The sequence below is a fragment of the Streptomyces sp. NPDC050448 genome, from assembly GCF_040655295.1.
GTDB lineage: Bacteria > Actinomycetota > Actinomycetes > Streptomycetales > Streptomycetaceae > Streptomyces.
Genome location: NZ_JBFAJR010000012.1, coordinates 31,712 through 57,923, shown reverse-complemented (window position 1 = coordinate 57,923; position 26,212 = coordinate 31,712). Strand labels below are relative to the sequence as shown.

At 68.1% G+C, this 26,212-nt stretch carries 24 protein-coding genes and 2 pseudogenes; 16 read left to right on the top strand and 10 right to left on the bottom strand.

Annotation, left to right across the window (positions count from 1 at the left end):
* Window positions 1-172: 172 nt before the first annotated feature.
* Together AB0I68_RS16675 and AB0I68_RS16670 are read left to right on the top strand one after the other, a co-directional pair.
* Window positions 173-435 (top strand): annotated as a pseudogene (locus AB0I68_RS16675) (IS5/IS1182 family transposase); the annotation flags it as partial.
* Window positions 436-599: 164 nt separating this feature from the next.
* Window positions 600-1,313, top strand: coding sequence for a transposase (locus AB0I68_RS16670; protein ID WP_363178164.1), 714 nt, complete (start codon window positions 600-602; stop codon window positions 1,311-1,313).
* Window positions 1,314-1,523: 210 nt separating this feature from the next.
* On the opposite strand, the gene AB0I68_RS16665 is transcribed toward AB0I68_RS16670, so the two are convergent.
* The 3 genes from AB0I68_RS16665 to AB0I68_RS16655 form a co-directional block, all read right to left on the bottom strand.
* Window positions 1,524-2,045 (bottom strand): hypothetical protein, encoded by a 522-nt coding sequence (locus AB0I68_RS16665; protein ID WP_363178022.1) that lies wholly within the window; start codon window positions 2,043-2,045, stop codon window positions 1,524-1,526.
* Window positions 2,042-2,326: a hypothetical protein gene (locus tag AB0I68_RS16660; RefSeq protein ID WP_363178021.1), complete on the bottom strand. Its 285-nt coding sequence runs from the start codon at window positions 2,324-2,326 to the stop codon at window positions 2,042-2,044. Before AB0I68_RS16660 ends, AB0I68_RS16665 begins: the two co-directional genes overlap by 4 nt.
* 89 nt (window positions 2,327-2,415) lie before the next feature.
* Window positions 2,416-2,793 carry a hypothetical protein gene (locus AB0I68_RS16655; protein WP_363178020.1) on the bottom strand — a complete coding sequence of 126 codons (378 nt, stop codon included), beginning with the start codon at window positions 2,791-2,793 and terminating at the stop codon, window positions 2,416-2,418.
* A 515-nt stretch (window positions 2,794-3,308) separates the two neighbouring features.
* Between AB0I68_RS16655 and AB0I68_RS16650 the strand changes: the two genes are divergently transcribed.
* The 8 genes from AB0I68_RS16650 to AB0I68_RS16615 all read left to right on the top strand — a co-directional run bounded on the left by AB0I68_RS16650 (window position 3,309) and on the right by AB0I68_RS16615 (window position 14,874).
* Entirely contained in the window at window positions 3,309-3,884 is a 576-nt protein-coding gene (locus AB0I68_RS16650) for a hypothetical protein (protein ID WP_363178019.1), read from the top strand.
* A gap of 240 nt (window positions 3,885-4,124) precedes the next feature.
* On the top strand, window positions 4,125-4,532 hold the full coding sequence (locus AB0I68_RS16645; RefSeq protein ID WP_363178018.1) for a hypothetical protein: 408 nt from the start codon (window positions 4,125-4,127) through the stop codon (window positions 4,530-4,532).
* A complete protein-coding gene (locus AB0I68_RS16640) occupies window positions 4,529-5,698 on the top strand; it encodes a hypothetical protein (RefSeq protein WP_363178017.1) in 1,170 nt (389 codons plus the stop codon). The genes AB0I68_RS16645 and AB0I68_RS16640 overlap by 4 nt, the downstream gene beginning before the upstream one ends.
* 181 nt (window positions 5,699-5,879) lie before the next feature.
* Complete coding sequence (locus tag AB0I68_RS16635) at window positions 5,880-6,545, top strand: hypothetical protein (RefSeq protein WP_363178016.1); 666 nt, start codon at window positions 5,880-5,882, stop codon at window positions 6,543-6,545.
* Entirely contained in the window at window positions 6,521-7,192 is a 672-nt protein-coding gene (locus AB0I68_RS16630) for a DUF3945 domain-containing protein (protein ID WP_363178015.1), read from the top strand. The genes AB0I68_RS16635 and AB0I68_RS16630 overlap by 25 nt, the downstream gene beginning before the upstream one ends.
* Before the next feature lie 723 nt (window positions 7,193-7,915).
* The gene (locus AB0I68_RS16625; RefSeq protein ID WP_363178014.1) at window positions 7,916-8,794 is read left to right on the top strand and encodes a hypothetical protein; all 879 of its coding nucleotides are present in this window, start codon (window positions 7,916-7,918) and stop codon (window positions 8,792-8,794) included.
* A 54-nt stretch (window positions 8,795-8,848) separates the two neighbouring features.
* Window positions 8,849-11,155, top strand: coding sequence for a hypothetical protein (locus AB0I68_RS16620; RefSeq protein WP_363178013.1), 2,307 nt, complete (start codon window positions 8,849-8,851; stop codon window positions 11,153-11,155).
* A 305-nt stretch (window positions 11,156-11,460) separates the two neighbouring features.
* A complete protein-coding gene (locus AB0I68_RS16615; RefSeq protein WP_363178012.1) occupies window positions 11,461-14,874 on the top strand; it encodes a hypothetical protein in 3,414 nt (1,137 codons plus the stop codon).
* A 678-nt stretch (window positions 14,875-15,552) separates the two neighbouring features.
* On the opposite strand, the gene AB0I68_RS16610 is transcribed toward AB0I68_RS16615, so the two are convergent.
* Window positions 15,553-16,038, bottom strand: a complete 486-nt coding sequence (locus tag AB0I68_RS16610; protein ID WP_363178011.1) for a hypothetical protein — start codon at window positions 16,036-16,038, stop codon at window positions 15,553-15,555.
* A gap of 550 nt (window positions 16,039-16,588) precedes the next feature.
* Here AB0I68_RS16610 and AB0I68_RS16605 point away from each other — a divergent pair.
* From AB0I68_RS16605 to lnt, 4 genes and pseudogenes are all read left to right on the top strand, one after another.
* Window positions 16,589-16,726: pseudogene (locus AB0I68_RS16605) on the top strand (undecaprenyl-diphosphatase); the annotation flags it as partial.
* A gap of 124 nt (window positions 16,727-16,850) precedes the next feature.
* Complete coding sequence (locus AB0I68_RS16600; protein ID WP_099893904.1) at window positions 16,851-17,027, top strand: hypothetical protein; 177 nt, start codon at window positions 16,851-16,853, stop codon at window positions 17,025-17,027.
* Window positions 17,028-17,096: 69 nt separating this feature from the next.
* Window positions 17,097-17,567, top strand: a complete 471-nt coding sequence (locus AB0I68_RS16595) for a nuclear transport factor 2 family protein (protein WP_363178010.1) — start codon at window positions 17,097-17,099, stop codon at window positions 17,565-17,567.
* A 58-nt stretch (window positions 17,568-17,625) separates the two neighbouring features.
* On the top strand, window positions 17,626-19,218 hold the full coding sequence (lnt, locus tag AB0I68_RS16590; protein ID WP_363178009.1) for an apolipoprotein N-acyltransferase: 1,593 nt from the start codon (window positions 17,626-17,628) through the stop codon (window positions 19,216-19,218).
* On the opposite strand, the gene AB0I68_RS16585 is transcribed toward lnt, so the two are convergent.
* Complete coding sequence (locus AB0I68_RS16585; RefSeq protein ID WP_363178008.1) at window positions 19,163-20,068, bottom strand: Gfo/Idh/MocA family oxidoreductase; 906 nt, start codon at window positions 20,066-20,068, stop codon at window positions 19,163-19,165. The genes lnt and AB0I68_RS16585 overlap by 56 nt on opposite strands.
* An 83-nt stretch (window positions 20,069-20,151) precedes the next feature.
* Here AB0I68_RS16585 and AB0I68_RS16580 point away from each other — a divergent pair, with 83 nt between their 5' ends.
* Both AB0I68_RS16580 and AB0I68_RS16575 read left to right on the top strand, forming a co-directional pair.
* Window positions 20,152-20,676, top strand: coding sequence for a DinB family protein (locus tag AB0I68_RS16580; protein ID WP_363178007.1), 525 nt, complete (start codon window positions 20,152-20,154; stop codon window positions 20,674-20,676).
* Window positions 20,677-20,793: 117 nt separating this feature from the next.
* Window positions 20,794-21,348, top strand: coding sequence for a hypothetical protein (locus AB0I68_RS16575; protein WP_363178006.1), 555 nt, complete (start codon window positions 20,794-20,796; stop codon window positions 21,346-21,348).
* 5 nt (window positions 21,349-21,353) lie between these two features.
* Here AB0I68_RS16575 and AB0I68_RS16570 read toward each other — a convergent pair whose 3' ends face one another.
* The 5 genes from AB0I68_RS16570 to fabG form a co-directional block, all read right to left on the bottom strand.
* Window positions 21,354-21,878 carry a hypothetical protein gene (locus AB0I68_RS16570; RefSeq protein ID WP_363178163.1) on the bottom strand — a complete coding sequence of 175 codons (525 nt, stop codon included), beginning with the start codon at window positions 21,876-21,878 and terminating at the stop codon, window positions 21,354-21,356.
* Window positions 21,879-21,973: 95 nt separating this feature from the next.
* Entirely contained in the window at window positions 21,974-22,642 is a 669-nt protein-coding gene (locus tag AB0I68_RS16565; protein ID WP_363178162.1) for a uracil-DNA glycosylase, read from the bottom strand.
* Window positions 22,643-22,766: 124 nt separating this feature from the next.
* A complete protein-coding gene (locus tag AB0I68_RS16560) occupies window positions 22,767-24,350 on the bottom strand; it encodes an ABC transporter substrate-binding protein (RefSeq protein ID WP_363178005.1) in 1,584 nt (527 codons plus the stop codon).
* A 152-nt stretch (window positions 24,351-24,502) separates the two neighbouring features.
* Window positions 24,503-25,273 (bottom strand): SDR family oxidoreductase, encoded by a 771-nt coding sequence (locus tag AB0I68_RS16555; RefSeq protein ID WP_363178004.1) that lies wholly within the window; start codon window positions 25,271-25,273, stop codon window positions 24,503-24,505.
* 21 nt (window positions 25,274-25,294) lie between these two features.
* Entirely contained in the window at window positions 25,295-26,056 is a 762-nt protein-coding gene (fabG, locus tag AB0I68_RS16550; RefSeq protein ID WP_053688861.1) for a 3-oxoacyl-ACP reductase FabG, read from the bottom strand.
* Window positions 26,057-26,212: the final 156 nt, after the last annotated feature.

Below are 26,212 nucleotides of genomic sequence, written 5' to 3'. Positions count from 1 at the left end.
GGAGATCACGTCGGCACGGTGCGACGTCATGAGCTGACACATGTGAAGGCTGATCGAATACTTCGTCATTCCGACTCCCGGATCGGCTTCGCCGATCAAACTCGCCTTCTTCGCAGATTTACCGGCCAATCCCGACCAGACCACGACGCGACGTCCCCCAGCCCGGCAGGTCCGCCGGGCCGGGCCCGGGCGGCCCCGAACCCGCCCGGACCACGTCCTGGGCGACAAAAGCCACAGCTCCCGCAAGACTGTGTAAACGCGGGATCGGCCACACCATCCCCGAACGCCGTGACCAGCGGGCCAACCGATCCGCCGCGGCCGCAACGGAGACAGACCGTGCGCCTTCGACAAACACCTCGACAAGAAACGCAACGTCGTCGAACGCTGGTTCAACCGCCTCAAGTAGTCCCGCGCGATCGCCAAACCCGCGAGTCCTAGCAGGCAGCCGTCACCATCGCGTCCCTGTTCCTATGGCTCAGACCACTTTGAAGACACTGCGTAAAGGGTGTGGCAGGAGGCTCAGTCTTGGGCATTTCGCCTGTACGGGTGGGGTGTTGCGGACTGAGTCGGTGTGGGTGGAGACGTTCACGGGCTTGCGGATGGACCGGTTCGGCAAGCTGGTGAAGGTGGTACGTGAGCGGGGCGGGAACGGGCCCGGCGGTGGTAGGCCGTGGTGTCTGCCGCTGGCGGACCGCGTTCTGCTGGTGGCGGTCTACTACCGAACCAACCTCACGATGCGGCAGCTCGCCCCGCTCTTCGGTATCTCCTCGGCGACGGTCTGCCGGGTCATCCAGCGACTGGGGCCGTTGCCGGCGCTGGGGCCGGCAACGCGGCCCGCCGCGGACGTGGACCGGTTGTGGATCGTGGACGGAACCCTGATCCCGGTCCGCGACCGCAAGGTCGCAGCCTCTTCCCGCAACTACCGGTTCTCGGCGAACGTGCAGGTCATCATCGACGCCGACACCCGGCTGGTCATGGCATCGGCCCGGCCGGCGCCGGGGAACAAGGCCGATGCCCACGTGTGGCGGGAGTCGGACCGGCCGGCCGCGGCCGCCGGGACGACCGTGATCGCGGACGGCGCCTACCTGGGCACCGGGCTGATCGTCCCGCATCGCAGAAGGGCCGGACGGCCCCTCCTGCGCGGGCAGGAGGAGGACAACGCCGAACACCAACGGGTCAGGGCCCGCGTCGAGCACACCTTCGCCCGGATGAAGAACTGGAAGGTCCTCCGCGACTGCCGCCAGAGGGGCGACGGTCTCCACCACGCCGTCCAGGCCGTCGCCACCATGCACAACCTCACCCTCACCGGGTGAAGCAGCAGGTCAGACACCACTCATGCCTGCGCGAGACCAACCTTCTGCAACACCCTTTGGTTGGCGGCGCCTCTCTTACAACTGAAGCAAGCCTTGTACGTGTCCGAGATCCGTGATCTCGAACCCGCGGAGCGTTGCGGTGATGAACCAGAACACCAGGGCCATTGCGAAGACGAGGAATGACGGACGGCATGACACCGAGCCGGCGGATCAGGGTGAAAGACTGCCGCGGCACCGGGCGGCGTGGAAGGTGTCCCGCTCGCCCCGAACCAGGGCGGTCACCCAGTCGAGCTGGCCGGGCTCGATCGGGGCCGGGTGCTGCTCGCCTGTCGCCGGGTCGGTGACTGTGGCGATCACGGGCGCTGTGCCCTCAGGGTCGGTCGGTATCCGTCGGCCGGCTCGGCGAGCGCCTGGGCGAAGTCGGCGGCGGCCGTGGTGGTCTCGGTGCTCATGCGTCGGCCTTCGTTCGCTGGCGATCTCTTCGTCGAGTAGGTACGCCTCGCCCCACGGGTTCGGCTCCTCGACGGGGCGGCCGTGCTTGATGTCGCGCAGCCGTTCGCCGCGGTGGTCCTGGACGTAGCCGCGGCAGAGCAGGGCGTCGTGCTGGGAGGTGGGCCAGTTCGAGGCGGTCGCGCACCACCCGCAGTGCGGCGTGCGGGTCAGGCCACGCCGGATGGCGAGGGCGAGCAGAGTGGCGGCGCAGCCGAGCGGCGCGCCGATCGCGAGCATCATGTCGTGTCCCCGTCCGTCGTGGTGGTGTTGGCGGCGAGGAAGACGCCGGCGGCGGCATCGTCTCTCACATCCGGCAACAGCGCGGGCCGCGGCATCGCTGCTCCTGCGACGGTGAGTGTGCGCCGGAGCAGTCGTCGTACCCATCCCCGGACTGCACGGGCACTGTTGTCGGGCCCTGGCCTGTTGTGGCGGTGGTGGTGCAGCAGCCCGAAGCCTTGGGGTGGGTGCTCCGTCTTCTCGCAGCACGGCTCAAGAATGCAGACGGCGAAGACGTCCACCATGGATCTCCTTCCCACTTCAGCTGCCAGCCAGCTCTGTGGCTCGCGACCAACTGCCCATCCGGAAGCAGATGGTGGCGGCCGGCGGAACATCAGACTTCGGATGTGCCGGATCCGTGCGCCAGGCCTCGTAGGGCCGCCAGCGTCGTGGATCCCGTTACCAGCAGACACCGGCGGATCGCGGCGATGAGCTGTTCCTGGGTCCACTTCGTCGTCGCATCCTGCAGTTGTTCCGGCTGTGCGACCACGTCGAGTCCCGCGAGTTCTATCGCGCGGTTCCAACTCCCGAAGCGCCGCTCGTAGAGCGGAGGAGAAGGGTCTGCGTCCCCGCGGCGCTGCTCGAACGCGCGACGTCCGAGGATGCTCTCCCCCTGCGCCAGGCGGATGAGCACGCGGAGAAGCTGCTGGTCGGTATAGACGACCGGGCCTGGCTTCATGGGCGCGGGGACGTGCGCAGCACGCATGGTCATGTCCGGCGCTCTCCTTCCGGAAGCGGACGCGCGTCAGGGTGTGGCCCCCTGCATGAGCTGCCGGTCGCAGGCGATGGACGCGAGCACTGCGTTGAAGGTCCGAGGTAGCCGACCGCAGCAGGCCGAGATTCTCTATCTCGCGACATTCCGACTCATCGCAGACCATCATTCAATGGCCACTCGAATAAGATACCCTCAGAGACCAGTGGATCCAATCAGACTGGTCGACCACAGGGGATGCGAGGCGAGAAGAGATGAGGACCTGGAGGGCGAGGAAGGCTGGACTCTCCACTGCGGCGCTGACTGCGGGCGTTGTGCTCGTTGGGTGCTCCAGCGGCAACGGCGGAACGGCCAAGGAGGCACAGCCACCGCCTGCGTCAAGCCCGAGCGCGAGCACGGCCAAGGTCGCCGACAAGGCTCTCGGCAAGGCGCTGGACAAGCTCGCTTTCCAAGGCGCCGGAAGCTCCGGAGAGGACGGCGGAGCTTGCCTGGGTAGCGCAGTACGGAAGGCGGGAATGTCGGAGAAGGCGCTGGCCTACATCGTCAAGGCCGACAGCGACGACATGGGCGCAGTCATCGGCGGACTGAACAAGGTGAGCGGGGACGACGCCGCACTGCTGGCCTCGCGGTCGCTGCGCGAGGACTTCGACGGATGCATCGGCAAGGCTGTACTTCCGGACAGCGGTGGCCCCAAGGCCCAGAGCTACGCGCCGCCGGAGGCAGCCGCGAAGCCAGTGGTGGGCAAGCCGAACCTGAAGCCTGCTTACCCGGTTCGCGCGGATCAGCCAGTCAGCTCTTCCATCGAGCTCACCAAGGGCCTGGTCTCGATGTTCTCCTCCTACGCCCGTGACGAGAGCCAGAAGAAGACCTACGCGGCGGCCGGCCAGTGCCTGTCGACCTTGGTGTACAAGGCAGGCTTCAGCCAGGAGGCGCTGCACTTCCTCGCCGGCGGTGCGCCGCTCGGCACCGGGTCAATCGCCGAACACCTGCCGAACGACAAAGACAAGGCGATCTGGCAGTCCCCGAGGTTCACCCAGGAGCTTGTCGACTGCACGACGAACGCGACGCCGACTCCCCTGTCCGACTCCTGAGCGGGCGCTCATCAGACAGATGAAGAACCCATTGCGACGTGTAGCGCTCGGTCCGTTCTCTTCGCACCGTCACGCGAAGGAGAGTGCGGCCCGCGGCAGGTGGCCCCTTCAGAGAGACTGGTCACGTCTTCGACTCTATCGATGCTCGACAGGAAACATAGAGAGTGGCATACGCCTTATCTACTAGCGTCGATAAGGCGACTTCACGGATTGGCGAGGCAAGGCATGGAGAAGCCACAGATGACTGCCGCACACGAGTTGGATAAGACGACGCAACCTGTGCGCGGCGCGAAGAAGAAGCTGCCGGGCAGGACACAGAGCAGCAGCGGTGGCCGCCAGGGCATGTTCGTCCGGCTGAGCTCGGACGACAAGCAGCGCGCGGAGTACTGGGCCGACAAGCGCGGGTTCTCCTCGGTGAGCGAGTACGTGGCCGAGGCGGTGGTCGAGAAGATCCGGCGCGAGAACCTCGACTATGACCTGCCTACCCTGGAGATCGCGCGGCTCAATGAGCTCGTCGATCAGGTCGCGGCGCTGGCGAAGAACTCGGCGAACCTCGAACGCGTCGTCACCACGGGCTTCGACTCGCTGATCGGGCTCACCCGCGGCGACAACTACCTGCTCGACGAGGAGGACGGTGAGCTCGTATGAGCCGGGACTTCGCAGAGATGCTGGAGGCGGCCACGCCCACCGACGAGGTGATGGATGTGGACACGTCCTTCCTCGACGCCTACCGGCGCGGTGGGAGCGAAGAGTTGAAGCGCGTCCAGGCTCAGGCCGCACAGCCTGGGCCTGAGGCGGCAACACCCGAGCCGGAGGTGCAGTTCGACGAGACCGGCGACATCGACTCTCAACTCGATGTTGAAGGTCCGCAGGCTGATCTCGATGGGGAAGCCCAAACAGATCGCCAGAACCCGGAGCCGGACCGCGAGCCCGACGTTGGCAACTCCGAGCGGGCCGGCAGATCCCATCAGCGCGGTGGCGCCGGCGGCGGACAGAACACCGCTGACGGGGTGCTCCCGGGCGGTGTACCGGCGGGCCCTGCGGCCGATGCCGTTTCCGCTCCCGGGTACCGGCCGGACGTGGAGGGCGCCGCTACAGCGGAAATCGCTGCTCATGACGACGTCGCCGCACCGGACGAACCCGAGCAGGTGGGGCCCGGATCGCTGCAGTTCACCGGTGATCGGCGCGCCGTGCAGAGCGCGCCCTCGAAAAGGGGCTCGGGCAGTACAGCCGAGACCGCCACGCTCCCCCAGTCGGGCTTCCGGCTCGTCGGCGTGCAGAGCCAGCCGCACATCAAGGCGCTGCCCGAGAGCGTCATGAACGCGCTGCGGGAGCAGCTGCGAGCAGCCGCAGTCCGTGAGCTGGGCGTGAGCGACAGCGCCGCTCGGGAGTTCAGCCGGCGGCTGAGCCAGGGCACGCTGGTGATGGCGTTCCTGTTGGCACAGCTCGACCTGCACCTTGATGCCGATCCTGCCACCGAGCGCGCCGTGGAGCTGTTCCGCTCCCGCGACCCGCTGCTGGGCAGCGTGTTGACACGGTTGATGAGCATCGAGGCTGTCGAACGCGAGCGGGACGGGTTGTTGCGCAAGCTGCGCGACGAGCTGGGCGAGGTGCGCCAGACCAGCGCGGTGATCGAGCAGGCGCTCGCATACTCCATCGCCGACCGCACGGAGAACTTCCTGCGGGGCTCGCACAACCTTCATGACGCGCCGATCACACACAAGGAGGCGATCCATCTCCGGGACATGGCCCGTGAGGCGACCAGGAAGCAGTTGAGGCTCGAACGCGAGCGGGAAGGGCGGCCGATCCGATGACCGCGACGAGCAAGGAGAAGCTCTTTTCCGTCCGTCAGCGCTGCAAGGCGTGGGGTTGTCGGGTCTCTGTGTCCAGGACCCGGGTGTACCTCGGTTTCTACTGCACTCCGCGGTGTGCGGGTATGGCCGCGCCGGCCTCGCTCCCCGAGGACGCGCCGCGCCTCACCGGCAGCCTCGTTCCATGCACGTGAAGCCCCAGGGCGCGCACGGCGCGAACCGTCCGGGTCCGAAGGTGCCCTCGTCGCTGGACGGAGTCGAGCGCAAGTACGGCAAGGCCGGGCGGCTCATCTACGAGATGCTCGCGAAGAACTACCTGGCCGTGCTCGCCGAGGACCACCTCCAGAAGGGCCACGTGGAGAAGTACCCGGACTTCGTCGGCATCGCCAACGTGCCCAAGAGCCCCGGCTGGAAGGCCGTGTTCGATCCGGATACTGGCGACGACGCGGACGAGGGCGACGGGAACGAGTCCGGCAAGGGCCTGGGCCGGAACGCTGAGCCGTTCATCTTCGAGGGCGCGAACAAGCGCCCCGAGCACCCGACGATGAAGTGGCTCATGAAGCAGCTGGAGAAGCGCGACGTGGGTACGGGTGCGACCCGCGCCTCGACGTACTCGGAGGTCACCAACGACAAGGCGAAGTACCCGCTGCTGACCGAGAAGGGCCAGAAGCTCAGGCTGGCGCAGGCCGGCGAAATGAGCTGGAGGCTCCTGCCGGGCACGCGCATCGGTGATCTCGGGCTCACCGAGAAGGTCTACGCCGACATGCGCGACATCGCCGCCGGGATCGCGACGCCGAGGAGCGCCTGGCCGTCGTCGCCGACCGGGTGCGCGAGGACATCGCCACGATGACGAAGAACGCCTCGCCCATGCGCGCCGAGCTGGGCCTGAAAGAGCAGGTCGGCGCCGGCCGCGCCGAGGGCGTGTGGCAGGCCGCTCCAGGTGGCCCGAAGAAGGTCGCCTTCAAGAAGGTCTGGTCGGGCCACGAGTTCAGCGATGACGAGGTGGCAAAGCTGCTCGCGGGCGAAACGATCTCGTTCGAGGCGAGGCCGAAGGGGAACAAGCCCTTCCCGGCCACCGGTGCGCTCGGCGTCGGCAACTTCAAGGGTCGCAAGTTCGTCGGGTTCCAGCTGGAGGTGCCGGACAAGCCGACGAAGTGGTCTGGCCGGACGTTCACGCCGGCGGAGGTCGCGGTGCTCTTGGCGGGCCAGGCGCTGGAGATCGACGACTTCGTCAGCGCGCGGACTTGCAAGACCTTCGGTTGCAAGGTCACCTGGGACGCGAAGGCCAGGAAGATCATCCCTGATTTCGGCTCCGACGACGAGCCACCTCGGTCCTGGTGCCAGGTGACCTTCACCGATGCGCAGCGCAAGGACCTGGCGGCCGGTAAGACCATCCAGGGCACTGGCTTCGTCTCGGCCAAGGGCAGGACCTTCGACGCCCGCATCTCCTGGAAGGAAGAGGGCGGCAAGAAGAAGATCGTCCCGTCGTTCGGTTGATGTCGGCCGGGTACTGACGAGTAGCAGCGGGTCCCGGACCTCGGGGCCAGCTGCTGCCATTGGCGACGCAGTGGTGGCGCTGGCGTCGTGAGACTGCACCTCGGTGGTGTAGCTGGACGACTTCAGGATGCTGGCGCGGCACCCGCGGCGGGATGCGTCCGGGCTCTGGAGGGTTTGAACGAGCAGCTCGCCCTGCTGAGCGAGCGCCTGCACCACGAGGCGCCGGCGGTCCCGGGGTTGGTCCAGCGGCTCGTCACGGCCACGGCCGGCACCCCGACGCTCTGGCGTATGCGCGCGTGGTGCATTAAGTGCACCACGCGCGAGTGCTCTCGGTGCTCGATCCGGTCAAGGAGACGCTGCGCGGCGCCGGGCACGCACCCCCCTCGGCACTCGGAGCAGGCAGTGCTCGACGGGATGTCGGTTCGTCAGGAAGGCCTCGACCAGAGCGGCTCCGCCGATGCGTTGGCCGTGCTCGGCCTAGGCGACGACGCTCCGCGGTGCGACTGATCTGTCAGCCGCTCATACGACACTCGACGACTCGGATCCGCCAGCCAGACTCGCCCCACGTCACCATCCGAGTCCCTTTCACTCTCGTTTCGAATGACTTATCTAAGATAGGATGCCATTCGCGCGCCTCATGTATGAAGACTTCTCGATAGGTCGAGCAATGGCCATTGCGGTCGCAAGGGGGATGGGGGATTCATGGCGAAACTGTCCTATAAGGTGCCAAGTTCGCTGAACAGGAGCTTTCTAGATCACGAGATCACGCTCAGCAAGGGCGGCTGGGCGGCGAAGCCCTCCCCGATCAAGCAGCTGCTCTTCTTCGGTGGCGGCATCCTCGCCCTGCTGTGGTTCAGCACGTCGACGTTCGTCGCGAGCTCGGGCCCAGTCGCCATCGCGTTCTTCGTTCTCTGGGGACTGGCGGCGATCGCCTACTTCGGCGGGCTGATGAAGACGAAGGAACTGCGCATCATGCGGGTGCCGGCCTTCCTTGCCTATCTGCCCCGCAAGGCCCGCCACGTCTTCACCCGTCGCAGCTCGAACCCCACGGACTTCTACTCGATCGTCGGCATCGACGGGATCGACGAGGGCGGGCTGATCCGTTTCTCCGACGGCGGCGAAGGCCGGGTCTACCTGGTCGTCGGCTCAGCGAGCTATCTGCTCTTCGACGAGGACCGGATCGGGATCCTCGACCGGGTCGACTCCTTCTGGCGCAAGGTCGAGACGACCTGCGAGCACAGCTTCATCACAACGAAGGAGCCGCAGCGGATCTACCACCAGGTGGCGAACCTGGAGCAGCGCAACCAGGCCCTTCAGCTCCGTGACCCCGATCTGATCGAGCTGCAGAACGAGCAGTACGACATCCTCACGCAGCACGTGGGCGGGAAGTTCCCCTCGATCCACCAGTACCTGCTGCTCAAGGGTAAGAACACCGACGCACTGCGCAAGGGACACCAAGTCCTCCAGGCCGAGGTCGGCGGCTCCACCCTCATGATCAAGGAAGCCACGATGCTCGACCGCGAGGAGGCCGAGCCGATGCTGCGGGTCTTCTACCAGGGCATCGACGACGAACTGCTCGATCTCAAGAGGTCGCTGAACTGACAGCGCCAGGCCGACCCACACGACGAGGAACGAACGAAGGACACCATGGCGCTGATGACGAAAGTCCGGGCACAGCTCGGCATCCCGGGAAAGAAGCCTGACGAGACGAATGAGAGCGCGGAGCTTCCGGTCGGTGATCTGCCCGCGGACGACGCTGCTCGGGCTGAGGGCGTGCAGAACACCGCGGCAGCTCACGGCGTGGCCGACGAAGCCGCCGAGCCGAAGAAGAACTGGTGGCAGCGCCGCCGGGAGGTGAAGCACCTCCAGGGCATATTCGACGCCTATCCGCATCTGCTCGCGCTGAAGCCGAAGGAGAAGTACCTCTTCCGCTCCGACTACTTCGAGGTCGACGGCTCGGTCGCCTGCATCCTGGCGTACTTCCACGACGACGCCGCGCACGACAACTTCGCCGCCTTCTGGGGCATCGATCGGATCCCGGACGGCCTGGACGAGCGGGTCACCGCGGTCGTGCTTGAGCAGGTCAAGCGGATGGACGACAAGTGGATCGACTCATATACGAAACAGTCCGAGAAGCTGGAACGACTCGATGCCAACGAGCAGGAGGAGACGGGCACAACCTCCTCCAAGCGCAAGGCCGCGAAGATCTCCGGTGACCTCGGGGTCACGATCGGAGAGCTCCAAGACGGCGCGAGCTACCTCTCGGTGCACAACCGGCTCTTTCTCAAGGCCCCGGATCTGGCGACCCTGGACGACACGATCGACCGGGTCACGCGCCTGTACATCGACCGCTTCGGCACGCTGAAGGCTGCGCCCTACGCCGGCGAGCAGCGCCAGGAGCTCTCGGGCCTGTGGAAGAACAACGAGAAGAAGAAGGGCAAGGGCTTCCACTTCACCTCGACCGAGCTGGCCGGCTCGTACTCGCTAGTAACCAACGGCCTCAACGACAAGGGCGGCGAGTACGTCGGCTACATGGTCGGCGACGTCAACAACAGCGCCGTGCTCATGGACGTAAACGCCTACGACCACCACGTGATCGTCGCCGACGCGACCCTCAGCGAGTACCTCGACCGCCAGCGGGTGGCCAACATGTGGTGCTCGAAGATCTCGCAAGCGACGCTGCTGAACAACGGCCAGGTCGTCCACCTCGTCCTTGACGGGGCGAACCTCGACAAGCTCGGCCCGAGGTTCGAGCGGCTCACCTCCCGCGTGGACCTGAATCAGGGCGACGTGAACATGTTCGAAATGTTCGGCGAGGAGGAGGACGAGCTGACGGTCTTCTCCGCTCAGATGGAGAAGCTCAAGCTGATGTTCGAGCAGCTCTACGAGACCACCGATGGTGCCGTCGGCTCGATCATCCGCAGTGCCCTCGAAGACACCGCCACGGACTTCTACATCGAGCAGGGCATGTGGCGGCACAACGCCAAGGAGCAGCGTAACCGCCTGCGCGTAGTGAACATCCCGCACACCCAGGTGCCGCGTCTTCAGATGTTCGTCTCCTACCTGGCGACCGCGCACAAGGCGCTGTTGAACTCCAGCAAGACCGACCCGGACCAGCTGCGCGCCTACAACGTGCTCAGAGGCATCGCCAACGCGATGCTGAGCACCAACGGCGACCTGTTCAACAACCACACGGCCTCGGCTGTGGACGGGGTCCGGGATTCGCGGCGCGTGGTCTACGACTTCTCGCGGCTCATGCGCCGCGGCAAGGGCGTGGCGATGGCGCAGCTGGTGAACATCGTCGGCTTCGCCGTCGGCAAGCTGGGAATCGGCGACACAGTGATCATCCACGGCACCGAGCACATCGACGACCGGGTGAAGAAGTACCTCAAGGACCAGTTCGACCACATGCACGAGCGCGGCGGCCGGGTGGTCTACAGCTACAACGACGTCGACAAGATGCTGGCCGACAGCGACTTCAACAAGTTCGATGCTGCGGACTACACGCTCTTCGGCCCGATGCGCGACAAAACAGTGGCGGAGTACCAGAAGCAGTTGCACCAGCGGATCCCGCCGGATCTCGCCCGACTCATCACGACCAAGGACGAGAACCTCACGTACCTGCGCCGGGGCGTCTCCAACGTGGTCTTTCACCTGGATTTGGCACTGGGGATCAACCCCTACCGCGAGGCCCAACGCAGGCAGGTCCGACTGGAGGCGGCCAAGGCCGAAGAGACGGCGCGGATGGACTCGATCATGCACGACAAGCCGACACCGGGCGCGAACCTCACCAGCATCCGGAAGCACAGCGAGGGCGACGGCAGTGAGGCTGACGCGGGCCAGGCTGACGCGGGCCAGGCTGACGCGATCAAGCGCACCGACGGCAAGAGCCTGCAGCAGCCCGAGAACAACGCAAAGCGACCAGCAACAAGGCCCAAGCCCAAGAAGCTGGAAAAGACATGAGCGAGGTCAGCACCGATACGAGGACGAGGAGTAGAGGAGAGACCATGAACGGGACGATCACGGCGGTGGCGAGGCTGCGTGCCCGGGCCGGCCACAGCGTGGGTGCAGTCCGCCCGGGCAGGCTCGCGCGCGGGCTCGCCCTCATGCTCCTGGCGGCGCTGCTCGTGCCGGTCTTCATGATGGCGACGTCCTCGCCGGCGTCTGCGGACGACAAGAAGGAGCGCGACAACTACAGCCTCTACCAGCTGGCCTCGAACGCGAGCTCGTACTTCAGCGAGAAGAACTCGCCGCAGAACGACAAGGGCATGCACGCGAACTGGAAGCCGGTCACGTCCAGCCCGGCCTCGGGCGGTTCCATTCTCGGCTACGCCGACCCGGAGTTCAGCCTGGGCAACATCGTGGGCTGGTTCTTCGCCGAGGTGTCGGGGTCCTCGCAGACTGTCACCTACGAGACCCTGGCCGCGAAAGACGACAAGGGCAACGCCAAGTACTCGGGCATGCTCGACTACGCGCACTTCGGGGCGGCCAACAACGACCTTGGCCTGGACACGATGTCCTCGGGCATCGGCGGCCAGATCGTGAGCGTGATCGGGGGGTCGATCATCTGGGTCCTCTACGCCCTGGCGCTGGCGGTCGGCACGCTGTTCTACTTCATCATCCAGTTCCTGAAGCTCATCAACCCCTTCCTGTGGTTCTACAACGCGGTCGCGGCGGTGAATCCGACTTTTGCCGAGGGTATGACCGGAGGCGATACCGGAGGCGGCGCGCTCTCGGGTCTGCAGCACTGGATCAGCGGCTGGTACGGCTTGCTCGTCGATATCTCGTGGCAGGCGCTCGTGCCGATCTTCATCGGCGTCCTGCTTATCGGCCTGGTCATGTTCAAGAAGATGGACCGAGGCTCGGCGATCAAGAAGCTCATCGTGCGCGTCGTCTTCATCGGCGTCGGCCTGCCGCTCGTCGGGTCGATGTACTCCAGCGTGCTCGGAAAGTTCGACGACTCCGTTCTCGGTCAACACGCCGGCCCGACGCGCGTCGTGCTGAGCACGTACGTCGACTTCGAGGCGTGGATGATGAACGACCGCCTGGGGATTCCGGACCAGGCCACTGTTTCCTGGAACGATGACCAGGCCAGCCCGGACGCGATGATGTCCGTGCGCACGAGTGCGCTGGCGATCAACAAGCAGTCCCACGGGGCGACGTTCAACGGCATCAGTATCGGGACGAAGGTCAACGACGCCGAGTCGGCTTGGAAGGACGGCACCGTCTCCGGCAACGGAGGCCGTGCCTCGGACGACTTCAAAGCGGTGTTCTCGACCTTCGGGATCATCGGCAAGTACATCGCGAGCAACGAGATCGCAGCCTCCGACTTCGAGTCGGGGATCAAGAGCTCGATCACGCAACTGGACGAGAGCGCGGATACCAAGAAGGGCTGGTTCGTCGACAAGAAGACCTACGGCGACGTGAAGGAGTTCGGTGAGGAAAAGGGGCCGAAGCCGGTCGATCACCCGGTGATCTCGACCGACGGCACGGGCTTGACCTCCTCTCGCCCCGGTAAGGACTCGACGGTCTTCACGACGACGGGGACGAAGGGTGGCTGTGGCTTTACGGTGGGCAAGACACCCTCCTCATGCAACCTGTCTCCCCTGGCGGCGTACAACTACCTCAACACCGGGTTCAACCCCAGCTCACTGGCCATGTACTCATCGAACAACGCCACCAGCGGGTTCACCCGCGAGAACCACATGGCCGTCAGCCAGGTGGGCACGGGGCCGGCGAAGTTCATGTACTGGAGCAACTCGGCCACCGTCCTGGGCTCCATCGTCCTGCTCGGCTTCTGGTACGCCATCGGCATGCTGGCCGGGGCGATCAAGCGGACCTTCGGCCTGGTGGCCGCCGTACCGTTCGCGACGCTGGGCGCCATGCAGGCGATCGCCAAAGTGATCATCTACTCCACGGCGATGATCCTGGAAGTCCTCGTCACGCTATTCGTCTACCAGTTCGTCTCGGAGTTCCTGATCTCGGTCCCGGACATCATGGCCGGCCCCGTGTCGAGCTTCATGAGCCCGGGTGGCTTGTGGGGCAACGCCGCGCTCGGCGGGATCATCGTGGTGGTCCTGACCCTGATCTCCTCGCTGGTGATCATGGGCATCACCTTCGCCCTGCTACGGGTGCGCAAGACTGTGCTGCAGGCGATGGACGAGGTGGTCACCAAGCTCGTGGACAAGTTCCTCGAGACGAACAGCACGCCGAAGCCGGACAAGGGTGGGCTGATGCCTGCTCTGGCCTCGGGTGCGGGGGCCGGCGCGGGTATGGCCATGGGCAACAACCTCGCCAACGGGTTCAACAGCAAGACCAGCGGTCCGGCGTCCCCGAGCACGGGCAAGCCCAAGGGCAAGACGGCGTCGACGAACGCCGGCGGCACGAACGGTGACGCCAAGGAGTTGACGTCCGGTAAGCAGCAGCTGACCCTCGAGGGTGGCGGGCAGGACGGACCGGATGGCCCGGACAGTCCGGCGCTGGAGGGTGGTCCTGGTGGTAGTGGCTCCGGCGGCGGCAATGACGGCGTCAAGGCTCTGCCGGGCGGCATCGGTCCCGCCGGTGTTCTGGGCGCGCCCGGTCGCGACGGACACGCCGACAAGGGTGGTCCGCTGCAGCGGACGAGTGGCGGAGCGGGCAGCTCGCGCTCGGACAAGCAGACGGCGCAGGGTCTAAGCAAACAGGGTGGCCTGTCGAACCTCGGGTACGCCGCGGACGGCCACAAGGTCATCCCCGGTGAGGTACTTTCCTCGTCGACGGAGCCGTCGAGTTCACGTGGTGGTGCTCAGGGCCAGAGCGGCGCCAACGGCGCTGGTTCTGCCCCGACCACCGGAGACCGCAAGGCTGTCGCCGGTCAGACGGCACCGACGCAGTTCGGCGCGGGTTCCCAGGGTGCGCAGAGCCAACAGGGCGGCAACCAGCAGGCTGCACCGCAGCGCTTCGGCGGCGACGGTGTGCCTGCCCCGGCTCCTGCTGCAACGGAGTCGGGTGCGCCGAGCACACGTCCGACACGCTCCGCTCAGGGCACCCCTGCCCCGGCTCCTGCTCCGACGCAGTCGGGTGCGCCGAGCGCGCGTCCGACACGCTCCGCTCAGGGCACCCCTGCCCCGGCTCCTGCTCCGACGCAGTCGGGTGCGCCGAGCACACGTCCGACACGCTCCGCTCAGGGCACCCCTGCCCCGGCTCCTGCTCCGACGCAGTCGGGTGCGCCGAGCACACGTCCGACACGCTCCGCTCAGGGCACCCCTGCCCCGGCTCAGGCCCAGACCCCCGTCCGGCCGCCGGCACGGCAGGAGCAGGCCGAGGCGCAGGCGAACAGTGACGGGCTGCTGCCCGTCATCAACGCCCGCCGCGACGGCGCCTCGGCTCCGAGGCAGCCAGGGGCCGGTGCTCCGGCCGTGGGTCAGACTCCGGCTGCGCCTGGTGCGCGGACTCCGGCTCGGACGCAGGCAGCGCGTCAGCCGGGTTCGATCCAGGCGTCGACGCCGACGCCGCGCCAGACGCCTGCCCCGTGGGCTCATGCTCCGCGGCCGCCGGCTCCTGCACCGGCTCCTTCGCCGCGGCAGGCTCCGGTTCCGCGTCCGCGCCGGATTGCCAATCCGACGCCTCAGAGCGTGGAGACCCCGGAGCCGCAGCAGCGGCCGGCGGGTGGCACTCGCCGTGGCCGGCGCGAGGAGGACTGATCGTCCGATCAAGGGCGAGCGTGGAGGCCTGACGCACCCGGTGAGAACGATCAACCTCACCGGGTGCGTCGTCCTTTGAGGCGTGTGAGAAGGAGGGGAGCATGGGGCTCGGATCAAGGCTTCGCGGCGAGTTCCCTCGTGGCTGGTGGAGCTCGGCGCGATGGTGGGTCACCGGCATCCGTGAGCTGGCACTGAGTACGGTGGCGGCTGTGGCTACCGTAGTGTTCGTCGGCGAGATGGTGCGCGCCGTGCGGCATCGTGACGAGCCGCGGACTCTGGCACGTCTGGTCGGCTCGTTCGAGGGGTACGTGTCGAGCCTTCTGGTCAACGGCGCAGGCTTGGGCGTTTTGGGCACCATGGAGATCGAGGATGATCTGCCTGTGGTGCTGATGGTGCTGCTGCTTGGGTGGTGTCTGTCCAACATCGGCGTCAGCGCCGTGGTGTTCGTCGTGGTGGCCCGGTCGAGGATTCGGAGGCCGGCAGCATGGGCCCGAACTCGATTTCGTCGAGCGGCATGCCCCGAAGTACGGCCGGCCGCCGGAGACGATCGAGGAATACCGGGCGCTGCAGCTTCAGGAGTAGACGTCAGAGTCTTGACCAGCCGAGGAAGGACAGAACCCCGTGGACGCGATGCCCACGGGGTTCTGTGCTGCTTCGCCGGCCGGCGGGACGTCGACGCTACTTCCCGCACTTGGTCTTGAAGCCGTCCAACAGAGCCTTGCCGGCATCGGAGTTGTCACGCACGTACGCGCTACCGCTGATGCTGATCGAGGTGTTGCTGGTCGAGATTGGCTCGCTGCCGGTCCGCTTGTTGCGGCTGTCGTCTCCGGCGACCGTCCAGATGATCTGGGACTGATCCTTGTTGAACTCGCCGGTGCTGGTCACGCCCGGCTTCTCGTAGACACCATCGCAGCTGTACTCATGATGCGAGACGCTGTTGCCCTTGACGACCAGCTGGCCGAGGTCGGACGTGCCGTTGACGTCCTTGACGTAGTAGGTACCGTCGAGCTTGCCGGCGCTGTCGCTGCTTCCGCTGCTTCCGCTGCTTCCGCTGCCTCCGCTGCCTCCGCTGCAGGCGGTGAGTATGAGTGAGCCAGCGGCCAGCGCCGCGATGGACACGGCAATCTTGGCCCGCGTCCTAAGTGCAGTCCTGGTGATCCTCATGGCGTTCGCCCTTCGTTCGTTATGGCAGTCGGTTTGAGATGGACAGGCCAGTCAAAATAGCCTATGGATAGGCGACTTTGGCGGACCGGGACCGTTTGTCAGGTGCCTTCTCGGAGGTTGTCGAGATGATGCCCAGTCAGCGCCAGTGCGACCTCGGCCTGATTGAGCACGTGTTCGCCGTCCTGGATGCGCCACTGCAGACGCTGCACGGGCGGGGCGTCTGCTGACCACGAGTACCTGTTCCCGGCCATTGGCGGCGGGCTGCTGGCCAACACAAACTTCAGCTACTCCTACTGGCGGCCGGTCTCGCGCGGGCGACCAGCCTCCGAGGAGTTCGCGAGGATTCGCCTGGGCCAGCCCCGCTGGCCATCTCCCGCCGCCCCCCTTCCAGAGGTCCATGCGACCGCGTACGCCGGGAAGCGGCTGTACCTGCTTCGTCACGGCGGCAAGGAGTGGCTGGACGAAGATCGACACAGTCGCATAGTCGTGGAGACCCGCATGGGCCACGAGGTCGCCGACGTGGAAGGTCTCTACTCGCACGTTCCTCGACTTGAACTGGTTCATGAAGTTCATCTCCAGCAAGAGCTTCATGCCCTTCGTGGTCTACCGGATCCTGCTCGGCATCGCGCTGTTCGTACTGATCGCGATGGGCGTGCTCAGCCCCCACGCCGCCGCGTCGGCCGGATAGCGGGGCTGCCGCTCACCGCTTCGCGTGAACCGGAGGCCGCTCGGGAACGTTCCCGGGCGGCCTCCGCGTCGTTGTGCCTGAAGAGACCTGAAGAGACCGGAAGGCAAGCAGCAGGGGGTGTCCCATGGGTCGAGTGGTGCTGGAGCGGTTTCCGGCCGGAAGTCCGAGAGGAAGCTGGCCCGCCGAGGAGTACGCCGCCGAGCGGATGCGCGAGGGCGTGCCGGCCGAGGTGGTGATGGACCTGGCCACCGACGCGTTCCTCGTCGTGGTCCGGCAGCGGGAGGCGCATTCCGGTCACTGATCGACCGTGTGGGGATCCGGTGCGCGCACGCCCCTTGGCCTCGCCGCCCCGCACCCCCACACTGACCCGATGACGCAGCGTGTGGACCTCGCCACGGTCATGGACCGGCTGGCGATCGACGAGGTGGTCACGGGGTACGCGGTGGCCGTGGACGACGGCGACTGGGCGGCGTACCGCGCGCTGTTCGCCCCCTCCGGACGGGCCGACTACAGCTCCGCGGGCGGGATCGAGGGCCCGGCCGCCGAGGTCGCGGACTGGCTCGCGCAGACCATGAAGCTGTTCCCTGTGCGCCAGCACCTCATCGTCAACCGGCTGATCCGGCTGGAGGACCTCGGCGGCTCCCCCGGCGACCGTGCCGAAGTGCGGGCGGACTTCCTCAACCCGATGCGGCTGGCCGGCGAGGAGTCCGACGGGACGGTGACCGCGCCGAACTTCGTCGCCGCCGGCCGCTACACCTTCGGCCTCGCCCGCACGGCCCGCGACGGCTGGCGGCTCACCCGCGTCACCGTGCACGAGAAATGGCGGCACATGTCTTTCTAGATCCTGCTCGGACGGCCGCCCGGGCGTCCCTGTTCCACACTGGAAGCGGAGGCGCGTCATGCTCTCGAAACGGACCCGGTGCTGGCGTGCGGCGGCCGCGGCCGCCGCCGGAGCGCTGCCGTGCCTCGCCTTCCCCGCACCCGCCCTCTGGTGGTTCGCGTACGTCGCCCTCGTGCCCTGGATGCTGCTGCTCAGGTCGGCGCCGACCGGGCGGCGCGCGGCACTGGAAGGCTGGCTCGGCGGCGCCGGGTTCATCCTGGCCGTCCACCACTGGCTGCTGCCCAGCCTGCACGTGTTCCTGCTGCTGGTGGCGGCCCTGCTGGGGCTGCTCTGGATCCCCTGGGCCCTGCTGGTACGGGAGTTCCTCGGCGGGGTCCCGGAGCCGGGCCGGGCGACGGCCGCGCTGTTCCTCGTACCGGCGGGCTGGCTGCTGTCGGAGCTGGCCCGGTCCTGGCAGGGGCTGGGCGGGCCGTGGGGGCTGCTGGGGGCGAGCCAGTGGCAGGTGCCGCCCGCACTGCGGCTCGCCTCGGTGGGTGGGGTGTGGCTGGTGAGCCTGGTGGTGGTGGCGGTGAACTGCGGGCTGGTGCTGCTGATCGCGGTGCCGGGGGCCCGGGTTCCGGCGGTGGCCGGGGTGACGGGGTGCGCGGTGCTGACCGGGGTGGTGTGGCTGTGGGCGGCGCGGCCCGAGGTGTCGGGCACGCTCCGCGTGGCCGTCGTACAGCCGGGCCTGGTGGCGGACGGCCCGGACAGCGCGGGCCTGCGGTTCGCCGCCGGGGAGCGGCTGACGCGGTCGCTGGCCGGACAGCCGGTGGACCTGGTGGTGTGGGGCGAGAGCAGCGTCGGGGCGGATCTGGCGGCGCGCCCGGACCTTTCCCGGCGGCTGGCTTCGCTGTCCGCCGAGGTCGGGGCTCCGCTCCTGGTCAACGTCGACGCGCGGCGCCCGGCGGGGACGGCTGCGGCGCCGGTTGCGGCGCCAGCCCCGCAGCCCGAGGGCGGCATCTACAAGAGCTCCGTCCTCATCGGCCCCCGCGGGCCGACCGGTGACCGGTACGACAAGATGCGCCTGGTCCCCTTCGGCGAGTACATACCGGCCCGGTCCCTGCTCGGCTGGGCCACCTCGGTCGGCAAGGCCGCCGAGGAGGACCGACAGCGCGGCCGGACCCCGGTGGTGATGGGCCTGCCGGGGCGGCCCGGTGTGCGGCTCGGACCGCTGGTCTGCTTCGAGTCGGCGTTCCCCGACATGAGCCGCCGCCTGACCCGCGACGGGGCCGCCCTGCTGGTCGCCCAGTCGGCCACCTCCAGCTTCCAGCACAGCTGGGCGCCGGCGCAGCACGCCTCGCTCGCCGCGCTGCGCGCCGCCGAGGACGGCCGCCCCGTGGTGCACACCACCCTCACCGGTATCAGCGAGGTGCACGGCCCCTCGGGCGAGCGGATCGGCCCGGCGCTGCCCACCTCCGCGAGCGCGGCGCAGGTGTACGAGGTCCCGCTCGCCCGCGGCACGACCTTCTACGTCCGCTTCGGCGACTGGCCCGTGGGTGTCGCCCTCGCGCTGCTGGCGGCGTACTGCACGGTCGAGGGCGCCCGGTCGCTCAGGCTCAGGAAGCCTGCTCCAGAGCCGACGACACCACCTGCTCGCACAGCTCGTGGGTGAGCAGCGCGTCGCGGGCGCTGACCGTCCTGCCCGCCGCGACGGACTCCAGGAAGGCGTCCACCGCCTGCTCGATGCCGCGCTGGCGGGCGACCGGCACCCAGTCCCCGCGGCGCCGCACGGTCGGCTGGCCCCGGTGGTCGATGATCTCGGCGAGGTTGACGACCTGCCGCTTGGTTTCCTGCCCGGACACTTCGAGGATCTCCTCGGTGGAACCGGACAGCCGGTTCATGATGCCGAGCGCGGTGAACCCCGCACCCGACATCTGGAGGACGACCTGGTGCATCAGCCCGTCGCGCACCTGGGCCCGGACGTCGATGTGGTCGGCCTCGCCGGGCAGCAGGAAGCGCAGGGTGTCGACGACGTGGATGAAGTCGTCGAGGACGAAGGTCCGCGGGTCCTCGGGCAGCCCGATCCGGTTCTTCTGCATGACGATCAGGTCGCGGGGATGGTCGGCGCACTGCACGTAGCCGGGCGCGTGGCGCCTGTTGAAGCCGACGGCGAGCGAGACACCGCGCTCCTCGGCCAGTTCCACCAGCCGCCGCGAGTCCTCGAGCGCGTAGGCGAGCGGCTTGTCCACGTACGTCGGCACGTCCGCCTCGAGCAGCCGTGTCACGATCTCGGGGTGAACGGCCGTCGGGGCGTGGACGAATGCCGCGTCCAGGCCCTCGGCCAGCAGTCCGTCGAGGTCGGTGTGCCGGCGTCCGGCCGGGATGTGGTGGATCTCCCCGATACGCTCCAGCGTGGCCGGGGTACGGGTCTGCAGGTGCAGCTCCACGCCCGGGCGGGCGGTGAGGACGGGCAGGTACGCCTTCTGGGCGATGTCGCCGAGTCCGATGACGCCGACCTTCACCGGGAACCTCCAGGTTGATCCTTGTGGGACTTCCGCAGCTTAATCCCTGGTGGCGGGGGGCGGGTTCGCCGAGGATGTCGACCATGACCACCACCTCCGGATCCCACCGCACCGAGCCCTCCACCACCGCGAACGAGCGGGAGATGCTGGACGGCTGGCTCGACTACCACCGCGCCACCCTCGCCTGGAAGTGCGAGGGGCTCGGGGACGAGGAGCTCGGCCGTGCCGCGCTCGCCCCGTCCGAACTGAGCCTGCTGGGCCTCGTACGGCACATGGCGGAGGTGGAGCGGTACTGGTTCCGGGAGATCATGCTGGGCGAGGACCTCCCCGAGCTGTACTGCACGCGCGAGGACCCGGACGGGGACTTCCACTTCGGCCCCGGGGACACCTGGGCCGAGGCCGAGCAGACCTGGCAGACCGAGGTCGAATCGGCGCGGCAGGCCGCGGCGGGTCGTTCGCTGGATCTGCTGTCGGATCCCGGGAGCCACCACCGCGGCGAGACGTTCAGCCTGCGCTGGGTCTACACCCACATGATCGAGGAGTACGCGCGCCACAACGGGCACGCGGACCTGCTGCGCGAGCAGATCGACGGCGCCACGGGCGACTGAGGCCCGTCGGTGTGAACGGGTGTCGGGCGGGTGTCCGGCGGATGTCCGTCACCCGTGCGGGGTCAATATCGGCTCCGGGTTTTCGCAACGGGGTCCTCGCACAGCAGAGTTGCGCGAGTGCATCCAACCCGAACCACGACGAAGCTGCTGCTCGGAGTCGCCTGTGCCGTCTCGGCCGTCTCCGGCTGCGTGCATGTGACCCCTGCCCCGATGCAGCCGGCGGCCGCTCCCGGCACCACGGGGGCGGCGCCGCAGCACGATCCGCGCGGCGGTCCGGGGGCCGCGCCGGTGCCGGTCCAGGCGCCCGCCCTGGAGGCGCTGAAGGCCGTACCGGGGCGCTCCGCGCGGCCGGCGGCCTCCGTCGCGGGCGGGCCGTCCGCGCCCCGCGGCGCCGCTGCTCCTGAGGGCGCGGCGGTCCCGGCGGCCGAAGGGCCCTCACAGGCCGTCCCGCCGGTGCCGGACATCCCGGAGCCGCACCGGCCCGCCGCAGGCCGCTCAGCGGGCACGGGGGGCCGTACGGACCCGATGGGGCCGGACGCGGAATTGCCGCGGGAGCTGGTGAAGGAGCTGCCAGTCCGGCCCTCCGACGTGTGCGCGCTGGGCCGCCGGCACGGCCGCTGGCACCCGGACAGCCCGGAGGCCCGTATCTGCGCGGGCGTCCACGGCGACTGAGACCGCTACGGGTGCTGCTCCGGGAACGGTCGGGGCCCCCTGCCCGGTTCCTCGGCCAGCCGCCGCTCCAGCCGGGCGATGGCGGCCCGCACGCCGTTCCCGTACCCATCGTCGGACAGGGCCCCGGTGGCGGCCCGGGCCCGGGCCAGGTGCACCCGCGCCGCCTCGGGCCGCTGGAGTTTCACGTAGTCGGCGGCCAGGCTGAGGTGCAGGGACGGGTAGAACACGCGCACGGCGGGATGCGGCTCGTGCTGCGCGGGCAGCCCGTCCCGCAGCCCCTTCCCCAGCCCGTCGGCGGCGGTCAGGGCCCGCAGGTCCCAGGCCAGTTCGTCGGCGGGGTCGTCCTGGGCGTCGGCCATGTAGTGCGCGAGCGTGCACCGGTGGAGGCAGTCGCCGTCCTCGCCGATCTCGGTCCAGATCTCGCCGAGGCGGTTGCGGGCCTCCTCCCGGTCACCGGCGTGCAGCAGGATGACGGCTTGGCCGATCCTGGTCATGACGGCGTCCTCCGACGCCTCCTGCTGCTCCGTCACCGCGGCCTCCGGCTTGCTCTGCCAGACCTGCTCCGGTCTGATCGTCACGACGCTAACCGGAGGCACCGGCAATGGCGCCGAGGCGCGGTGGGGCGTCAGCCCAGGTCCGGGATCCGCCAGTCGATCGGCTCATGGCCCTGCGCCGCGACGGCCTCGTTGATCTGCGTGAAGGGCCGGGAGCCGAAGAACTTCTTGGCCGACAGCGGGGAGGGGTGGGCGCCCTTGACCACCGCGTGCCGCTCCTCGTCGATCAACGGGAGCTTCTTCTGGGCGTAGGCGCCCCACAGCACGAAGACGGCCGGGTCGGGGCGGTCGGCCACCGCGCGGATCACCGCGTCGGTGAACCTCTCCCAGCCCTTGCCCTTGTGCGAGTTGGGCTCGGCCTCGCGGACGGTGAGCACCGCGTTGAGCAGCAGGACGCCCTGCTCGGCCCACGGCATCAGGTACCCGTTGTCCGGGATGGGCGTGCCCAGCTCCGCGTGCATCTCCTTGTAGATGTTGCGCAGCGAGGGCGGGATCTTGACGCCGGGCTGGACGGAGAAGCACAGGCCGTGGCCCTGGCCGGCGCCGTGGTAGGGGTCCTGGCCGAGGACCAGGACCTTCACCTTGTCGAAGGGAGTGGCCTCCAGGGCTGCGAAGACCTGCTCTCGGGGCGGGTAGACCGGCCCATTCGCCCGCTCCTTCTCGACGAACTCGGTGAGCTCTTTGAAGTAGGGCTGGTCCAGTTCGTCGCCGAGGACGGGGAGCCAGGACTCGGGCAGCATCTGGGTCACGTCTACAACCTCCGGTACAAGTTCGTGCAACTGCTTGGTGCAACAGCTCCAGAACCTACCGGGGGCCACTGACAACGCCTCACCCGCGGGCGCCCGTGGGCGCCCGCGGCAGGGGCTACCAGCTGGTCTTGCGGTACAGCTCCCACATCTGGAAGACGGTCTGCGGGTCGAGCGCCCGCTCGCCGCCGGCGATGTCCTCCCGGGCGGCGACGTACAGCTTGCCCTGCCACAGCGGCAGCAGCCGGACGTCCTCGGCGAAGATCTGCTGGGCCTGCTCGAACTCGTGGACGCCGGCCTCGCGGTCGCTCTCGCGGCGGGACTTGGGCAGCAGGTCGGTGAGGATCTCGGAGGGCTCGTACGGGGTGCCGACCGCGTTCTCCTTGCCGACGAACGGCGCGATGAAGTTGTCCGGGTCCGGGAAGTCGGGGAACCAGCCGCGGCCGAAGACCGGGTACTCGCCGTTCTTGTAGCCGACCTGGAACACCTTCCAGGGCTGGCCGCGCAGGGTGACCTTGAAGAGGCCGCTCTCGTCCAGCTGGCGCTTGAGCTCGGTGAACTCGTCGGCGGTGGAGGCGCCGTAGCGGTCGGTGGTGTACCAGAAGGTCAGCTCCACGGGCTGGGTGATCCCGGCGTCCTTGAGGATCTTCCTGGCCTTGTTGACGTCCGCCTGGCCGTACTTGTCGTAGAAGGGCGTCTTGTGGCCCACGACCCCCTTGGGGACCATCGAGTACAGCGGTTCGGCGGTGCCCTGGTAGACCTTCGAGACGATCGCGCCGCGGTCGACGACCTGGGCGATGGCCTGGCGCACCGGGAGCTTGGCGACCTGGGGGTCCTTGGGGTTGAAGACCAGGTAGCGGATCTCGGCGCCGACGTTCTCGACGACCTGGACGCCCAGCGCGTGCGATGCGGGGGTCTGCAGGTCCTTGATCTCGGGGGCCGACAGACCGCGGTAGGTCGCGTCGATCTCCTTGTTCTTGAGCGCGGCGATCATCTTGGTGGAGTCCGCGAAGTAGCGGATGGTCACCCCGTCGTTACGCCGGTTCGCGAAGCCGTTGTAGGTCCCGTTCTTGCCGAGGACCGCTTCGCTGCCTTCCTTGTACGAGTCGAGCACGAACGGGCCGGAGCCGGTGACCTTGCCGTCGTCCCGCACCTTGTCGGCCGGGTAGTCCTTGGGCGCGACCAGCGAGGCGGCCGGCGAGCCGAGGACGAAGGGGAAGGTGGCGTCCGGGGTCTTCAGGTGGAAGACGACCGTCAGCGCGTCCGGGGTCTCGATCTTGTCCAGGCTGCCGAAGAGGCCCAGCGGACCGGTCTGGGCGTTGATCGTCCGGATCCGGTCGAGCGAGTGCTTGACGGCCTTGGAGTCGAGTGCTTCCCCGTTGGAGAACTTCAGGCCCTTCTTCAGGGTGCACCGGTACGACTCGTTCCCCGAGTCCGTGAACTCGCAGTTCTGGGCCGCGTCGGGCTGGGGCTTGGTGGAGCCCGTGGGGAACGCCAGCAGGGTCTGGTAGACGTTGCGGTACAGCTCCCAGGAGCCGTCCCAGGCGGCGGCGGGATCGAGGGTGCTCGGGGCGCTCGTCGTGCCGACGACGATTCTCTTCGCGGCGTCACTGCTGTCGTCCGAAAGCAGACCGCATCCGGCGAGCAGGGATATGGACGCAAGGGCCGCAGTGATCTGCAGGCATCTGGTCCGGATGAACACGTGCACGCTCCTCGATCAGCCAGGGGTGCGGCAGACCCTACCGCAGTGCCTCACAAATCCAATGGGCAGGTTTCATGTGACACTTGACCGATTTCGTGCGTATTAGGTACGCATTTGCCTCCCCGTGAGAGGCAAATGCGTCCGATTATCGATCAGTGCACTCCGGCATTGAGGAACATTCCGCCGTCAACGACGAGAGTCTGGCCGGTGATCCATTCCGCTTGTGCAGATGTAAGAAAAGCCGCAGCCCCGCCGATGTCCTCCGGGAGCCCGAGCCGGCCGAGGGGATAGGCCGCCGCGGCCTCCTGCTCCCGGCCCTCGTAGAGCGCCTGCGCGAACTTCGTCTTGACCACCGCGGGTGCGATCGCGTTCACGCGCACCCCGGGAGCCATCTCGTGGGCGAGCTGCAGGGTGAGGTTGACCATGGCGGCCTTGCTCATCCCGTACGCGCCGATGAAGGGCGAGGCGGAGACCCCGGCGATGGACGCGATGTTCACGATCGCACCACCGTTGTCCTTCTGCCAGGCGTGCCACGTCCGCTGGGCGAACCCGAGCGCCGAGATCACATTGGTCTCGAAGACCTTGCGCGCGATGGCGAGGTCCAGGTCCGCGATCGGACCGAAGACCGGGTTGGTGCCGGCGTTGTTGATCAAGAAGTCGACCCGCCCGAAGGCCTCCATCGTCCGCTCGACCGCGACGGCCTGGTGGGCCTCGTCGTGCGCCTTGCCGGCGACCCCGATCACCCGGTCCGCGCCGAGCGCCTCGACGGCCTCCTTGAGGGAGTCCTCGTTGCGCCCGGTGATGCACACCCGGTCACCGCGGGCGACGAGCGCCTCGGCGATGCCGTAGCCGATTCCCCGGCTCGCACCGGTGATCAGCGCCACCTTGCCGCTGTCCGCCGCGTTCGTGCTGCTGTTCGACATGAGCGTGCGCCCTTCCTCTCGTCAGTTGAGCGGGCCGCCGGCCACGTACATGACCTGGCCGGAGACGAAGCCGGCGGCCTCGCCCGTGAAGAAGGCGATCGCGTTGGCGATGTCGTCCGGGCGGCCGACGCGCTGGACGGGGATCTGGGTGGCCGCGGCGGCCTGGAAGTCCTCGAAGCCCATGCCCACGCGCGCGGCCGTCTGGGCGGTCATCTCCGTGACGATGAAACCGGGGGCGACGGCGTTGGCGGTGACGCCGAACTTGCCGAGCTCGATGGCCAGGGTCTTGGTGAAGCCCTGCAGGCCGGCCTTGGCCGCGGAGTAGTTGACCTGGCCGCGGTTGCCCAGCGCCGAGCTGCTGGAAAGGTTCACGATACGGCCGAACTTGGCCTCCACCATGTACTTCTGACAGGCCTTCGACATCAGGAACGCACCGCGCAGGTGGACGTTCATGACGGTGTCCCAGTCGTTCTCGCTCATCTTGAAGAGCAGGTTGTCGCGCAGTACGCCCGCGTTGTTGACCAGGATGGTCGGGGCGCCCAGTACGCTCGCGACGCGCTCGACGGCCGCCTCCACCTGCGCCGCGTCGGAGACGTCGCAGCCGACGGCCAGGGCCTTCCCGCCGGCCGCCGTGATCGCCTCGACGGTGTCCTTGCAGGCCGCCTCGTCGAGATCGAGTACGGCGACCGCCCGGCCCTCGGCGGCCAGACGTACGGCGGTGGCCGCGCCGATGCCCCGGGCCGCCCCGGTCACGATCGCGACGCGCTGCTCGGTGGTGGACATGGTGGATCTCCTCGCCCTCGGAATCCTCATCAGCGGCTCCCCATCGGTGAGCAACCGCTTAGTAGCTTCAGCTGGGGAGACGCTAGGAGCCCTGGCACCCGGTGTCAACGGCACAGGGTCCCAAGGCCCCCCGGGTCGCAGGGACCGCCGTGCGGA

What these genes read in the sequence shown, in the direction of transcription:
- AB0I68_RS16635 (WP_363178016.1), top strand. Translation starts at nt 5,880, where the DNA reads ATGCACGTGAAGCCCCAGGGCGCGCACGGCGCGAACCGTCCGGGTCCG.
- AB0I68_RS16580 (WP_363178007.1), top strand. Translation starts at nt 20,152, where the DNA reads ATGACCACCACCTCCGGATCCCACCGCACCGAGCCCTCCACCACCGCG.
- AB0I68_RS16660 (WP_363178021.1), bottom strand. Translation starts at nt 2,326, where the DNA reads ATGGTGGACGTCTTCGCCGTCTGCATTCTTGAGCCGTGCTGCGAGAAG.
- AB0I68_RS16640 (WP_363178017.1), top strand. Translation starts at nt 4,529, where the DNA reads ATGAGCCGGGACTTCGCAGAGATGCTGGAGGCGGCCACGCCCACCGAC.
- AB0I68_RS16615 (WP_363178012.1), top strand. Translation starts at nt 11,461, where the DNA reads ATGCACGCGAACTGGAAGCCGGTCACGTCCAGCCCGGCCTCGGGCGGT.
- AB0I68_RS16650 (WP_363178019.1), top strand. Translation starts at nt 3,309, where the DNA reads ATGTCGGAGAAGGCGCTGGCCTACATCGTCAAGGCCGACAGCGACGAC.
- AB0I68_RS16670 (WP_363178164.1), top strand. Translation starts at nt 600, where the DNA reads ATGGACCGGTTCGGCAAGCTGGTGAAGGTGGTACGTGAGCGGGGCGGG.
- AB0I68_RS16610 (WP_363178011.1), bottom strand. Translation starts at nt 16,038, where the DNA reads ATGAGGATCACCAGGACTGCACTTAGGACGCGGGCCAAGATTGCCGTG.
- AB0I68_RS16665 (WP_363178022.1), bottom strand. Translation starts at nt 2,045, where the DNA reads ATGATGCTCGCGATCGGCGCGCCGCTCGGCTGCGCCGCCACTCTGCTC.
- AB0I68_RS16595 (WP_363178010.1), top strand. Translation starts at nt 17,097, where the DNA reads ATGACGCAGCGTGTGGACCTCGCCACGGTCATGGACCGGCTGGCGATC.
- AB0I68_RS16655 (WP_363178020.1), bottom strand. Translation starts at nt 2,793, where the DNA reads ATGACCATGCGTGCTGCGCACGTCCCCGCGCCCATGAAGCCAGGCCCG.
- AB0I68_RS16555 (WP_363178004.1), bottom strand. Translation starts at nt 25,273, where the DNA reads ATGTCGAACAGCAGCACGAACGCGGCGGACAGCGGCAAGGTGGCGCTG.
- lnt (WP_363178009.1), top strand. Translation starts at nt 17,626, where the DNA reads ATGCTCTCGAAACGGACCCGGTGCTGGCGTGCGGCGGCCGCGGCCGCC.
- AB0I68_RS16620 (WP_363178013.1), top strand. Translation starts at nt 8,849, where the DNA reads ATGACGAAAGTCCGGGCACAGCTCGGCATCCCGGGAAAGAAGCCTGAC.
- AB0I68_RS16565 (WP_363178162.1), bottom strand. Translation starts at nt 22,642, where the DNA reads ATGCTGCCCGAGTCCTGGCTCCCCGTCCTCGGCGACGAACTGGACCAG.
- AB0I68_RS16645 (WP_363178018.1), top strand. Translation starts at nt 4,125, where the DNA reads ATGACTGCCGCACACGAGTTGGATAAGACGACGCAACCTGTGCGCGGC.
- fabG (WP_053688861.1), bottom strand. Translation starts at nt 26,056, where the DNA reads ATGTCCACCACCGAGCAGCGCGTCGCGATCGTGACCGGGGCGGCCCGG.
- AB0I68_RS16600 (WP_099893904.1), top strand. Translation starts at nt 16,851, where the DNA reads ATGGGTCGAGTGGTGCTGGAGCGGTTTCCGGCCGGAAGTCCGAGAGGA.